Genomic DNA, 12,439 nt, shown 5'->3' on the forward strand with positions numbered 1-12,439 from the left:
ACGTAGAAAAGCACAAATACTCAGGAGCACTCTCAATTATGTTTAAGAATGCATTTGCTAACCTGCAAAAGGTCGGTAAATCGCTGATGCTGCCGGTATCCGTACTCCCTATCGCAGGTATCCTGCTGGGTGTCGGTTCCGCTAACTTCAGCTGGCTGCCAGCCGTTGTATCGCACGTTATGGCAGAAGCGGGCGGATCTGTTTTTGCCAATATGCCGCTGATTTTCGCTATCGGCGTGGCGTTGGGCTTCACCAACAACGACGGCGTTTCGGCTCTGGCGGCGGTAGTAGCGTATGGCATCATGGTGAAAACCATGGCTGTGGTTGCGCCGCTGGTTCTGCATTTACCTGCTGAAGAGATCGCCGCTAAACACCTTGCTGATACGGGTGTTCTCGGGGGGATTATCTCCGGTGCTATCGCAGCGTATATGTTTAACCGCTTCTACCGTATCAAACTGCCTGAGTATCTGGGCTTCTTTGCGGGCAAACGCTTCGTGCCGATCATTTCGGGTCTGGCCGCTATTTTTACCGGTGTGGTGCTGTCTTTCGTATGGCCGCCAATCGGTACGGCTATCCAGGCGTTCTCGCAGTGGGCGGCTTATCAGAACCCGGTTGTCGCGTTTGGTATTTACGGTTTTATCGAGCGTTGCCTGGTGCCGTTTGGTCTGCATCATATCTGGAACGTTCCTTTCCAGATGCAGATCGGCGAATACACCAACGCAGCGGGTCAGGTATTCCACGGCGACATTCCGCGCTATATGGCGGGCGACCCGACGGCGGGTATGTTGTCTGGCGGCTTCCTGTTCAAAATGTACGGTCTGCCGGCTGCGGCCATTGCTATCTGGCACTCTGCTAAACCGGAAAACCGCGCAAAAGTGGGCGGTATCATGATTTCCGCCGCGCTGACCTCGTTTTTGACGGGTATTACCGAGCCTATCGAGTTCTCCTTCATGTTCGTGGCGCCGATCCTGTACATCATTCACGCGATTCTGGCAGGTCTGGCATTCCCGATCTGTATCCTGCTGGGGATGCGTGACGGTACGTCGTTCTCCCACGGTCTGATCGACTTTATCGTGCTGTCCGGTAACAGCAGCAAATTGTGGCTGTTCCCGATTGTTGGCGCCGGTTATGCGATTGTGTACTACACCGTGTTCCGCGTGCTGATCAAAGCGCTGGATCTGAAAACGCCGGGTCGTGAAGACACTACTGATGACGCAAAAGCGGGTGCGACCAGCGAAATGGCGCCGGCTTTGGTTGCGGCGTTTGGCGGTAAAGAGAACATCACTAACCTGGATGCCTGTATCACGCGTCTGCGCGTGAGCGTAGCCGATGTAGCGAAAGTGGATCAGGCTGGCCTGAAGAAACTGGGCGCGGCAGGCGTTGTCGTCGCGGGTTCCGGCGTTCAGGCTATTTTCGGTACGAAATCCGATAACCTGAAAACGGAAATGGATGAGTACATCCGTAACAGCTAAGCAGTAATGATGTTGGGGAGAATTAAGGCAGCCATTCGGCTGCCTTTTTTTAATGGTGCTTTATATGCCGCTCTCCGACAGTCTGTCAGAACTGATAATTGGCGGTGAGGCTGACATTACGCGGCGCGCCGTAAACAATGGAACCATCAATATTGGTGTCGTAGGTTTTATCGAACAGGTTGTTGATGTTTCCCTGTACGGAGAAATTTTTCGTCACCTGATAGCGGGTAAACAGATCGACCAGCGCATAGCTACCCTGTTCGGCGCGGAAAGTGCCGTACGGCGTCGTGGTATCTTTGTAAACCCGATTCTGCCAGTTCACGCCGCCGCCGACCGTCAGCTCCGGTATCGCCGGCAGACGATAGCGGGTGAATAACTTCACGCTGGTGCGCGGAAGATTAGGGTTCACGGCGTTACCTTCATTGTCCTCGGCAACATACCGGGTAGCCCCGAAAGTCATCTGCCAGTTATCGGTAATTGCGCCGTTTACTTCAAATTCGACGCCTTTGCTCACCGTTCCGTCAGTAGACTTCCAGGCAAACTCCCCATTACTGCCAGGGATGGGAATAGTGGTTGCCTGAGCAACGTTATCCTGCTCAATGCGGAACACGGACAACGTGGTGGTGAGGCGGCTGTTCATCCAGTCGGACTTCAGGCCCGCTTCATAGTTATTACCGGTAATCGGAGCCAGATATTGACCCGCTTTGTCACGTTTATTCTGCGGCTGAAAGATAGAGGTATAACTGGCATAAGCGGACCAGTTGTCGTTGATATCATAAATCAGCCCGGCATACGGCGTGGTATGGTTTTTCTCCATGCTGTAGGTCAGTGTATCAACACGCCAGTTGGTATAACGAGCGCCAAGAATCAGATGCAGCGGGTCGGCCAGCGAAATGCGCGTAGCGGCATACAGCGATTTCATATGCGTGGTATCGTCCTGCGCCAGATTTTGTGGCGCCCAGTGGGTTTGGGGGAAATTACCGTTAAAGGCGCTGAAGTTGCCAATGTCGTCCGGAAAGACGTTCGCCCAGGCGCTAAAATAGCGGTTATTCTGTTTACTATAACTGCCGCCAAACATCATATTGTGCTGACGGCCAAACAGCTCATAAGCGCCATCGGCAAAGAGATCTATGGCATCTACTTTGCGCTTGCCGCTGTTCCAGCCCGTACCGCCGACCACGGGGTAGCTTGCGCCATAAGGACTCACCAGCGTACCTGTCTCTTTATCGACTAACGCATCGATATACATCATTTTACTGTCGAATTTGACCTCAGTATGGGTCGCATTCAGGGTCGCCTGCCAGCTTTCGGCAAAACGCTGTTTAAACGTGACGAAGAATTTATTTATCTCTTTGTTGTTATAAGCCCAGTCCGGGGCGGTACTACGCGCGCGGTCATAGCTATTTTTGCTGCCATCGGTGTTCCAGCGCGGCAGACCGCCCCAGGTTGGGCTGTTGACATCAATTTTTTGATATTCATAACCAGCTGAAAGGCTGGTGGTTGCACCCAGATCGGCATCGATAATTCCGGAAAAGAACGCTTTCTCACTGTTATAGCGGTCCAGCCAGGAATCATTATTCTGATAACCCGCCACGATGCGCCCACGGACATTACCGTCTGCGGTGAGCGGACTTTGCAGATCCATGACGTAACGCTGCTTATTCCAGCTACCGTATTCTGTGGAGACGTTACCTTTGAACTCCCGACTGGTGGCGTGTTTACGGATCATATTAATTGAGGCAGAAGGATTGCCGGTTCCGGTCATCAGCCCATTCGCGCCGCGAACCACCTCCACGCGCTCATACAGCGCGGTATCCGTTAGCGCATCGCCCAGATTCCAGCGGGACTCAAAATACGTTGGAATACCGTCCACCATATAGTTGTCAATTTCAAACCCGCGCGAGTAATAGCTGATGCGATCGGAGTCAGCCTGGCTTCCGCTGATCCCCAGCGTATTGGTCATCACCTCGCCCAGGGTTTGCAACTGCTGGTCTTCCATACGCTGTTGGCTGACAATACTGACCGACTGCGGGATATCGCGCTGAGTCATCGGCATTTTGGTGCCCGCTGCGGTCGTTTTCACGCTGTAATCCTGTTCTTCACGGTTTACGGCGTCAGCGGTCGTCGCGCCTTCGACAATAACGGTATCCTCAGCCGCGAAGGCGGCAGGCATAAATGCCATCGCCATACCCATAGCTAACAGCGACGGTGCGGCGGTGGACGGAAGGTGTTTGTCCCGGCGGTATTGAATGAAAGACATCTGAAAATCCTTGCTTGTTATTGGGGTAAGTTCAGGACGTATGACGTTGAACCTTTTCATTCTTTGCTAGTTAATGCGCATAAAAATGCAAATGAGAAATATACGCATTTGTATTAAATGTGTAAAACGGTATAACCAGGGAAACTAGAAATATTTTTTAAGCGTACAAAGGCGTCATGGCAGGGGGATATGGCGGTAAGTCCAGCATGTAGTCATTTTTCGCTTAATAAATCGTGGGTTAAAGTTGAAAGAGCGTCGGTAACTCGCTCATACTCTATACTCGCAGTATGGCTCGGCGTAGCATGTGCGCTGCAAGGGCTATTATGAAAAAGGAAAACGTCGTGGCAGAAGAAACTATATTCAGCAAAATTATTCGTCGTGAAATCCCTTCGGATATCGTTTATCAGGATGAGCTGGTCACCGCCTTTCGTGATATTTCACCGCAGGCGCCGACGCATATCTTGATTATTCCCAATATCCTGATCCCAACCGTCAATGACGTGACGGCGGAACATGAACAGGCGTTAGGTCGGATGATCACCGTGGCGGCGAAAATCGCCGAACAGGAAGGCATTGCCGAAGATGGGTATCGTTTAATCATGAATACCAACCGTCATGGGGGCCAGGAGGTTTATCATATCCATATGCACCTACTGGGCGGCCGCCCGCTAGGCCCGATGCTGGCGCATAAAGGCTTGTAAGTATGATCAAAGGATGCATCGCGGTTTCTCTGGGCTTGCTGCTGCTTACCGGCTGCCGGTCACACCCTGAAATTCCGGTAAGCGACGCGCAGTCGCTGGTGATGGAGTCCACGGTTCTGGCGGCGGGCGTCACCGCAGAGCCGCCTGAACTGACGGCGTCTGATATCCAGCCATCAGCCTCTTCCCGCGTCTATAACGAAAGGCAAGAGCCCATAACCGTTCATTATCGGTTTTACTGGTATGACGCGCGGGGGCTGGAGATGCATCCGCTGGAGGCGCCGCGTAGCGTAACCATACCCGCGCGTTCGTCGGTAACGCTATTTGGCAGCGCCAATTATCTGGGGGCGCATAAGGTCAGGCTTTATCTTTATTTGTGAGGAGTGAATTTTGATGACAAAAATGCATCGCTACGCTGCCATTGCTGCGCTGGCGATATTTCTCTCCGGGTGTATGGCGCAACGTCAACCTGCGCCAGTTGAAGAGGTAAAACCAGCGCCAGAACAACCCGCGCAGCCGCCGCAGCCTCCTGTTGTGCCGTCTGTGCCAACCATTCCACAGCAACCGGGGCCGATCGAACATGAAGATCAAACGGGCCAGCCAGCGCCTAAGGTGCGCCACTATGACTGGAACGGCGCGATGCAACCGCTGGTCAGCAAAATGTTGCAGGCTGATGGCGTGACAGCCGGAAGCGTATTGCTTGTCGACAGCGTGAATAACCGGACGAATGGGTCGTTAAATGCGAACGAGGCAACGGAAACGTTACGTAATGCGCTGGCGAACAACGGTAAATTTACGCTGGTCTCCGTACAGCAACTCGCGATGGCAAAACAACAGTTAGGGTTGTCTCCGCAGGATAGTCTGGGAACGCGCAGTAAAGCTATTGGCATTGCGCGCAATGTCGGGGCGCAATATGTACTTTACTCCAGCGCATCCGGTAACGTTAACGCGCCTGCATTACAGATGCAGTTAATGCTGGTGCAAACTGGCGAGATAATCTGGTCAGGTAAAGGTGCGGTCCAACAACAATAATCCCTTAACGCGCGACGAGATCCTGTCGCGCTATTTTCCCCAGTATCGTCCCGCCGTCGCCGCATCGCAGGGGCTAAGCGGCGGGAGCTGTATTATTGCTCACGATACTCACCGTATCGTGCTGCGCCGTCATCACGACCCCGACGCTCCACCAGCCCATTTTTTACGTCATCACCGCGCCTTATCCCAATTGCCAGCCAGTCTGGCGCCGCGAGCGCTTTTTTATACGCCGGGCTGGATGGCGGTAGAATATCTGCATGGTGTGGTAAATTCCGCTCTGCCAGATGCCGACGAACTGGCGGCCTTACTGTATCATTTGCATCAACAGCCGCGTTTTGGCTGGCGTATCGCGCTATCGCCACTATTGGCGCAGTACTGGTCGTGTTGCGATCCGGCAAGGCGTACGCCGTTTTGGTTGCGGCGGCTCAAACAGTTGCAAAAAAACGGTGAACCTCGCCCGCTGCGGCTCGCGCCTTTGCATATGGATGTCCATGGCGACAATATAGTATTAACGTCCGCCGGGTTGAGACTGATTGACTGGGAGTATGCCGGCGACGGCGATATTGCGTTGGAGCTGGCGGCAGTATGGGTTGAGGATGAACGCCAGCACCGACAACTGGCAGACGCTTATGCCGCGCGCGCGCGAATCGACGCCCGGCAGCTATGGCGACAGATACGATTATGGCACCCCTGGGTCATTATGCTAAAAGCAGGGTGGTTCGAATACCGCTGGCGACAAACCGGCGAGCAACAATTTATCAGGCTGGCCGATGAAACCTGGCGCCAGCTACGTATGAAAGGATAAGGAGAGCAGTGTGGGCCCAGTAATGTTGAATGTCGAAGGATGTGAGCTGGATGCGGAGGAGCGCGAGATACTGGCGCATCCGCTGGTTGGCGGGCTTATTCTGTTCACGCGTAATTACCATGACCCGGAACAGCTGCGCGAATTAGTGCGCCAGATTCGGGCGGCATCGCGTAACCATCTGGTGGTGGCCGTCGATCAGGAAGGCGGGCGCGTACAGCGTTTCCGTGAAGGGTTTACCCGCCTGCCCGCGGCGCAATCTTTTTTTGCGCTGCATGGGCTGGAAGAGGGGGGACGACTGGCGCAGGAGGCAGGGTGGCTGATGGCCAGCGAAATGATCGCGATGGATATTGATATCAGTTTTGCGCCAGTGCTGGACGTCGGGCATATCAGCGCGGCAATTGGCGAGCGCTCCTATCATGCCGATCCCGCAAAAGCGTTGGCAATGGCAACGCGCTTTATTGACGGCATGCATGACGCCGGGATGAAAACGACCGGTAAGCATTTCCCCGGTCACGGCGCGGTCACGGCGGACTCCCACAAAGAGACGCCGTGCGATCCACGTCCTGAAACGGACATCCGTGGCAAAGATATGTCGGTGTTCCGCACGCTGATTAGCGAGAATAAACTGGATGCGATTATGCCTGCCCACGTGATCTACCGCGCTATCGATCCGCGTCCGGCAAGCGGTTCGCCGTACTGGCTGAAAACGGTGCTGCGTCAGGAGTTAGGCTTTGACGGCGTCATTTTCTCCGACGATCTGTCTATGGAGGGCGCGGCGATTATGGGCAGCTATGCTGAGCGCGCTCAGGCGTCGCTGGATGCGGGTTGCGATATGATTCTGGTCTGCAATAATCGTAAAGGCGCAGTCAGCGTGTTGGATAATCTGTCGCCGATCAAAGCAGAACGTGTTACACGTTTGTATCATAAAGGTTCATTTTCACGCCGGGAGCTCATGGACTCAGCACGCTGGAAAACAGCCAGCGCCCAGCTCAACCAGTTACATGAACGCTGGCAGGAAGAAAAAGCAGGTCATTAACTCGAGTTTTCGTGAGGGTGCCAGATGATTATTTATTTACACGGTTTTGATTCAAATAGTCCGGGCAACCATGAAAAAGTGTTGCAATTACAGTTTATCGACCCGGATGTTCGGCTGGTAAGCTACAGTACGCGGCATCCTAAGCACGATATGCAGCATCTGCTGAAAGAAGTGGACAAAATGTTGCAGTTGAATGTGGACGAGCGCCCTTTAATCTGTGGCGTGGGGCTGGGCGGTTACTGGGCGGAGCGGATTGGCTTTTTGTGCGATATCCGTCAGGTGGTTTTTAACCCGAACCTGTTCCCCTATGAAAACATGGAGGGGAAAATCGATCGCCCGGAAGAATATGCGGACATCGCTACAAAGTGCGTGACCAACTTTCGCGAAAAAAATCGCGATCGTTGTCTGGTGATCCTCTCGCGTCATGACGAAGCGCTGGACAGCCAACGCTCAGCGCAAGCGCTTCACCCGTATTATGAAATTGTGTGGGATGAGGAACAGACTCACAAATTCAAAAATATTTCGCCGCATTTGCAACGTATCAAAGCGTTTAAAACGCTGGGGTAACGCCATCCGGCAATATGGCGTTATCAGTGACCGGATAACCAGCCTTGCGGCTGGTTTTTTTATGCTCAATTCTCGCAAACTGTCTATCTTTTCAGCATGAAAACTTGATGCACATCAATTTTGGTATGACCAATGCACCGTTCATGCTATTCTCATATCAGAAGCTTATTCTCATTAACGTAACTTGTTGTTAATTAAAGGCTATGCTAATAACTTTTAATTAACAATTGGTTAATAAATTTAAGGGGGTCACGTTGACTACACCATTAAAAAAGATCGTGATTGTCGGCGGCGGCGCTGGCGGGCTGGAAATGGCGACGCAGTTAGGCCATAAACTGGGGCGCAAGAAAAAAGCGAAAATCACGCTGGTAGACAGAAATCACAGCCATCTGTGGAAACCATTGCTGCACGAAGTGGCGACTGGCTCTCTGGACGAAGGCGTGGATGCGCTGAGCTATCTGGCCCATGCGCGCAATCATGGTTTCCAGTTCCAGCTGGGGTCGGTGATGGATATCGATCGCGAAGCGAAAACCATCACTATTGCCGAGTTACGTGATGAAAAGGGCGAACTGCTGGTGCCGGAGCGCAAAATCGCGTATGACACGCTGGTGATGGCGCTGGGCAGCACCTCTAATGATTTCAACACGCCGGGCGTGAAAGAGCACTGTATCTTCCTCGATAACCCGCATCAGGCGCGCCGTTTTCACCAGGAGATGCTGAACCTGTTCCTCAAGTATTCGGCTAATCTGGGCGCGAACGGTAAGGTCAATATCGCCATCGTTGGCGGCGGTGCGACGGGGGTTGAGCTGTCGGCTGAACTGCATAATGCGGTAAAACAGCTGCATAGCTATGGTTATAAGGGGCTGACCAACGACGCGCTGAACGTGACGTTGGTTGAGGCTGGCGAGCGTATTCTGCCTGCGTTGCCGCCGCGTATCTCCAGCGCCGCGCATAATGAACTGACCAAACTGGGCGTTCGCGTGCTGACGCAAACTATGGTCACCAGCGCCGACGAAGGCGGTCTGCATACGAAAGAAGGTGAATATATTCAGGCCGATCTGATGGTGTGGGCGGCGGGTATCAAAGCGCCGGATTTTATGAAAGAGATTGGTGGTCTGGAAACGAACCGCATTAACCAACTGGTGGTGGAATCGACGCTGCAAACCACGCGCGATCCTGATATTTATGCGATTGGCGACTGCGCTTCCTGCGCACGTCCGGAGGGAGGTTTTGTGCCGCCTCGCGCTCAGGCGGCGCATCAGATGGCTACCTGCGCGATGAATAACATTCTGGCGCAGATGAATGGCAAACCGCTGAAAGCTTACCAGTATAAAGATCATGGATCGCTGGTCTCTCTGTCCAACTTCTCTACCGTGGGTAGTCTGATGGGGAACCTGACCCGCGGTTCAATGATGATTGAAGGACGTATCGCCCGCTTCGTGTATATCTCGCTATACCGTATGCACCAGATAGCGCTGCATGGATACTTTAAAACCGGCCTGATGATGCTGGTGGGCAGTATTAACCGCGTCATTCGTCCGCGCCTGAAACTGCATTAATTTCTCTGCGCCTCACCGGCTGCTCGCGCCGGTGAGCGCTTCTCCATCTCTTGCTTCGGAGTTGTCCGAATCCTTCAGCTTTACCGCCTCATCCCGCATTTTTCATCCTCATTCCGATTGGCTTTGTTCGCATACTGGTTGCAAAATTGTTACCAATAGCAACGAAGGAGGAACTCCCGTGAATAAATCAATGTTGGCGGGTATAGGGATTGGCGTAGCGGCTGCGCTGGGTGTGGCGGCAGTGGCCAGTCTCAACGTATTTGATCGTGGTCCGCAATATGCGCAGGTGATATCGGCTAAACCGATTAAAGAGACGGTAAAAACGCCGCGTCAGGAGTGCCGTAATGTCACGGTCACGCATCGCAGACCGGTTCAGGACGAAAACCGTATTGCCGGCTCGGTGCTTGGCGCAGTAGCAGGCGGCGTGATTGGACATCAATTTGGCGGCGGTCGTGGTAAAGATGTGGCGACGGTCGTCGGGGCGCTGGGCGGCGGTTATGCTGGCAATCAAATCCAGGGATCAATGCAGGAAAGTGATACTTACACTACCACGCAGCAACGCTGTAAGACGGTGTATGACAAATCTGAAAAGATGCTTGGCTACGACGTGACCTACAAAATTGGCGATCAGCAGGGCAAAATCCGCATGGATAAAGACCCCGGAACGCAAATTCCCCTCGACGGCAATGGCCAACTGGTTCTGAATAACAAAGCATAAAAAAGCTGTACTCTGCAAGTTAGCCCCTCATTCGCTCAGGCTGAGGGGCTTTTTTTTATCCGAAGCCGCGTCGTTCAGGACTTGAGCAGTTCAGGCCAGATGCGCAGAGTCGTACGCGTAATTTGCATCAGTTGTTCGAAGGTGGCACCTTCACGGGCGCTGATCGACATTCCCTGTAAAATACAGTTTATATATTCTGCGAGCGCCTGCGGGTTACAGTGCGCCGGAATTTCACCGCGCTCCTGACGTTGGCGCAGAAACTGGATGAGCGTCTGTTCCTGCATGGCGTGGCGTGATTTTACCGTGCGGGCGATATCGCGCGAGGAGGCGGCCAGGGTGGCGGACGTATTAATCATAAAGCAGCCAGCCGGCGTGTCTGTACTGGTAAAGCAGGCGGCAATTTCTGTGAAGTAATCTTCCAGCGCCGATTCCACGCTTTTCTCTTCACAAAAGAGCTGGGCTTCGTGCTTTGAGGCAAAGCGAGTGATGTAGCGATCCAGGACAGCGCGAAATAATCCTTCTTTGTTAGTGAATTCCGCATAGAGAGTAGGCGCTTTCGCCCCGGTAGCCTCTACGAGATCGGCAAGCGAAGTTGCTTCATAGCCGTGCTGCCAGAAGAGAGTCATGGCCTTATCAAGCGCGGCTTCCCTGTCGAACACTTTTGGTCGGCCACGGCTTTTCTTCGCGCAACTCGTGGTATCCGTTGTCATGATGCCGTTGTACCTGTTTAAAGAGCGGTCTCTCTATTATAAAAACAAACCACTTCTGGCTCCAGAGTATTCATTAGAAAAATAAATCAATTCTATTCACATGAAAAATAACATCTTTATAAATTATATAACGATCATTATAAAAAAAAGTTGACGTGTGATGTAGATCACATCTATGATTAACTTATCGATCGTTAAGTTAATGCTTACGACACCCATTCATCTGCTAAAGGTCATCACTATGAAAAACGTAAAAACCCTCATCGCTGCTGCCGTACTGAGTTCGCTCTCATTCGCCAGCTTCGCCGCCGTTGAAGTTCAGGCAACGCCAGAAGGTCAACAGAAGTTCGGCACCATTTCCGCGAATGGCGGCACGAATCTGGGCTCGCTGGAAGATCAGCTGGCGCAAAAAGCGCAGGAGATGGGGGCGAAGTCTTTCCGTATTACCTCTGTTACCGGCCCGAATACCCTCCACGGTACGGCGGTAATCTATAAGTAAGCATTAACCCTCATTAATGCCGCTGCGATTGCCACAATAAAAAGAAAAAGCCTCGCGATGCATCGCGAGGCTTTTTTGTCGGTCAGCTATTCACGCTTACAGCGACTGCGGTTTCGCCTCTGCTTGACGGGTTACATCCACCGGCATTCCGGAACGCACTTCCATAACATGTTCCATCACCGCAGCATCGGTCTGCGGCGCGTCCTTAAAGGCCTGCATCGGGCCATTCAGCACAATCGGCAGCACCTGCGGATCGTCGCCTATATTTTTAGACAGCGGCTGATGAACTTCCACCAGTCGCACGCCGCCTGGCTCCACCGAGGCTTTAATCGGCGTATTGATAATATTCACTTTGGTTCCTGGCGTGACCTGACGGAACAATGTCTCTATATCACCGTCGCGCAGACGGATACAGCCGGAACTGACGCGCATACCAATGCCAAAATCGGCATTCGTGCCATGTAACAGATAGACGCCGCCGTAGGCCGCTAAACGAATCGCGTGATGCCCCATTGGGTTATCGGGACCGGCAGGCACCACGGCGGGGAGATCGATACCTTGCGCTTTATAACGGGCGCGAATATTGGCGGTCGGCGTCCAGGTTGGATTGGCGCGTTTATCCGAAATGGTCGTCACCATCGTTGGCGTCAGGGTATCGCCGCCCAGTTGGCCAATCCCGATAGGGTAGACCGTGACCGTATTTTTCCCCGGTTGATAATAGTAAAGCCGTAATTCCGCGAGGTTAATGACGATACCTTCACGTGGCGCGTCCGGTAGCAGCGTTTGCAGCGGAATCGTTAGCACGCTGCCTGCGCGTGGCACGTAAGGATCAATGCCGGGGTTGGCCTGTAACAGGGCTAAAAAGCCCACGTTATATTTTTTGGCGATCGCCTCCAGCGAGCCGCCGTCGTCTTCAACGACATGGAATTTATTTTCTCCCACCAGTCGACTGCCGGGGGGCGGAAGAGGCCACGTATTCGCCTGCGCGGGAAGGGCAAGCATAATGGTCGCGGTAAGCGCAAGCAACGCCCACCAGCGAGAGAGTCGCGTATTGTTGAACATTATAATAAACCCATGATTATT

General features: G+C 53.0%; 13 protein-coding genes. 10 read left to right on the forward strand and 3 right to left on the reverse strand.

The window, feature by feature from the left end:
- The first annotated feature begins 38 nt into the window (after positions 1 to 38).
- Positions 39 to 1,472: a PTS glucose transporter subunit IIBC gene (ptsG, locus tag ACLJR2_RS19975; protein ID WP_000475705.1), complete on the forward strand. Its 1,434-nt coding sequence runs from the start codon at positions 39 to 41 to the stop codon at positions 1,470 to 1,472.
- An 85-nt stretch (positions 1,473 to 1,557) separates the two neighbouring features.
- Here ptsG and fhuE read toward each other — a convergent pair whose 3' ends face one another.
- A complete protein-coding gene (fhuE, locus tag ACLJR2_RS19980) occupies positions 1,558 to 3,732 on the reverse strand; it encodes a ferric-rhodotorulic acid/ferric-coprogen receptor FhuE (RefSeq protein WP_000008398.1) in 2,175 nt (724 codons plus the stop codon).
- Positions 3,733 to 4,073: 341 nt separating this feature from the next.
- On the opposite strand from fhuE, the gene hinT reads away from it, so the two are divergent.
- The 8 genes from hinT (at position 4,074) to ACLJR2_RS20020 (ending at position 10,147) form a co-directional block, all read left to right on the forward strand.
- Positions 4,074 to 4,433: a purine nucleoside phosphoramidase gene (hinT, locus tag ACLJR2_RS19985; RefSeq protein WP_001532068.1), complete on the forward strand. Its 360-nt coding sequence runs from the start codon at positions 4,074 to 4,076 to the stop codon at positions 4,431 to 4,433.
- Between the two features lie 2 nt (positions 4,434 to 4,435).
- Positions 4,436 to 4,810, forward strand: a complete 375-nt coding sequence (locus ACLJR2_RS19990) for a YcfL family protein (protein ID WP_000589563.1) — start codon at positions 4,436 to 4,438, stop codon at positions 4,808 to 4,810.
- 13 nt (positions 4,811 to 4,823) lie between these two features.
- On the forward strand, positions 4,824 to 5,462 hold the full coding sequence (gene lpoB, locus ACLJR2_RS19995) for a penicillin-binding protein activator LpoB (protein WP_000164355.1): 639 nt from the start codon (positions 4,824 to 4,826) through the stop codon (positions 5,460 to 5,462).
- Positions 5,443 to 6,267, forward strand: a complete 825-nt coding sequence (gene thiK / locus ACLJR2_RS20000) for a thiamine kinase (RefSeq protein ID WP_001257320.1) — start codon at positions 5,443 to 5,445, stop codon at positions 6,265 to 6,267. Before lpoB ends, thiK begins: the two co-directional genes overlap by 20 nt.
- Before the next feature lie 10 nt (positions 6,268 to 6,277).
- Entirely contained in the window at positions 6,278 to 7,303 is a 1,026-nt protein-coding gene (gene nagZ / locus ACLJR2_RS20005; RefSeq protein WP_000529340.1) for a beta-N-acetylhexosaminidase, read from the forward strand.
- Positions 7,304 to 7,327: 24 nt separating this feature from the next.
- Complete coding sequence (gene ycfP / locus ACLJR2_RS20010) at positions 7,328 to 7,870, forward strand: alpha/beta hydrolase YcfP (protein WP_000587945.1); 543 nt, start codon at positions 7,328 to 7,330, stop codon at positions 7,868 to 7,870.
- A gap of 254 nt (positions 7,871 to 8,124) precedes the next feature.
- The gene (gene ndh, locus ACLJR2_RS20015) at positions 8,125 to 9,429 is read left to right on the forward strand and encodes an NADH-quinone dehydrogenase (RefSeq protein WP_000211055.1); all 1,305 of its coding nucleotides are present in this window, start codon (positions 8,125 to 8,127) and stop codon (positions 9,427 to 9,429) included.
- A gap of 178 nt (positions 9,430 to 9,607) precedes the next feature.
- Positions 9,608 to 10,147: a glycine zipper 2TM domain-containing protein gene (locus ACLJR2_RS20020; protein WP_001043449.1), complete on the forward strand. Its 540-nt coding sequence runs from the start codon at positions 9,608 to 9,610 to the stop codon at positions 10,145 to 10,147.
- Positions 10,148 to 10,221: 74 nt separating this feature from the next.
- On the opposite strand, the gene comR is transcribed toward ACLJR2_RS20020, so the two are convergent.
- Positions 10,222 to 10,857 (reverse strand): TetR family copper-responsive transcriptional repressor ComR, encoded by a 636-nt coding sequence (comR, locus tag ACLJR2_RS20025; protein ID WP_000205986.1) that lies wholly within the window; start codon positions 10,855 to 10,857, stop codon positions 10,222 to 10,224.
- A 241-nt stretch (positions 10,858 to 11,098) separates the two neighbouring features.
- Here comR and bhsA point away from each other — a divergent pair, with 241 nt between their 5' ends.
- Positions 11,099 to 11,356 (forward strand): multiple stress resistance protein BhsA, encoded by a 258-nt coding sequence (bhsA, locus tag ACLJR2_RS20030; RefSeq protein ID WP_000800159.1) that lies wholly within the window; start codon positions 11,099 to 11,101, stop codon positions 11,354 to 11,356.
- A 96-nt stretch (positions 11,357 to 11,452) separates the two neighbouring features.
- Here bhsA and ACLJR2_RS20035 read toward each other — a convergent pair whose 3' ends face one another.
- Complete coding sequence (locus ACLJR2_RS20035) at positions 11,453 to 12,418, reverse strand: L,D-transpeptidase family protein (RefSeq protein ID WP_000482967.1); 966 nt, start codon at positions 12,416 to 12,418, stop codon at positions 11,453 to 11,455.
- Between the last annotated feature and the right edge of the window lie 21 nt (positions 12,419 to 12,439).

This window comes from Salmonella sp. SAL03688 (assembly GCF_046551895.1).
Lineage (GTDB): Bacteria > Pseudomonadota > Gammaproteobacteria > Enterobacterales > Enterobacteriaceae > Salmonella > Salmonella enterica.

Excerpts from the sequence above, each read along its gene's own strand:
- ycfP (WP_000587945.1), top strand. The coding sequence starts at position 7,328 with ATGATTATTTATTTACACGGTTTTGATTCAAATAGTCCGGGCAACCAT.
- ACLJR2_RS19990 (WP_000589563.1), top strand. The coding sequence starts at position 4,436 with ATGATCAAAGGATGCATCGCGGTTTCTCTGGGCTTGCTGCTGCTTACC.
- ACLJR2_RS20035 (WP_000482967.1), bottom strand. The coding sequence starts at position 12,418 with ATGTTCAACAATACGCGACTCTCTCGCTGGTGGGCGTTGCTTGCGCTT.
- fhuE (WP_000008398.1), bottom strand. The coding sequence starts at position 3,732 with ATGTCTTTCATTCAATACCGCCGGGACAAACACCTTCCGTCCACCGCC.
- bhsA (WP_000800159.1), top strand. The coding sequence starts at position 11,099 with ATGAAAAACGTAAAAACCCTCATCGCTGCTGCCGTACTGAGTTCGCTC.
- comR (WP_000205986.1), bottom strand. The coding sequence starts at position 10,857 with ATGACAACGGATACCACGAGTTGCGCGAAGAAAAGCCGTGGCCGACCA.
- lpoB (WP_000164355.1), top strand. The coding sequence starts at position 4,824 with ATGACAAAAATGCATCGCTACGCTGCCATTGCTGCGCTGGCGATATTT.
- ptsG (WP_000475705.1), top strand. The coding sequence starts at position 39 with ATGTTTAAGAATGCATTTGCTAACCTGCAAAAGGTCGGTAAATCGCTG.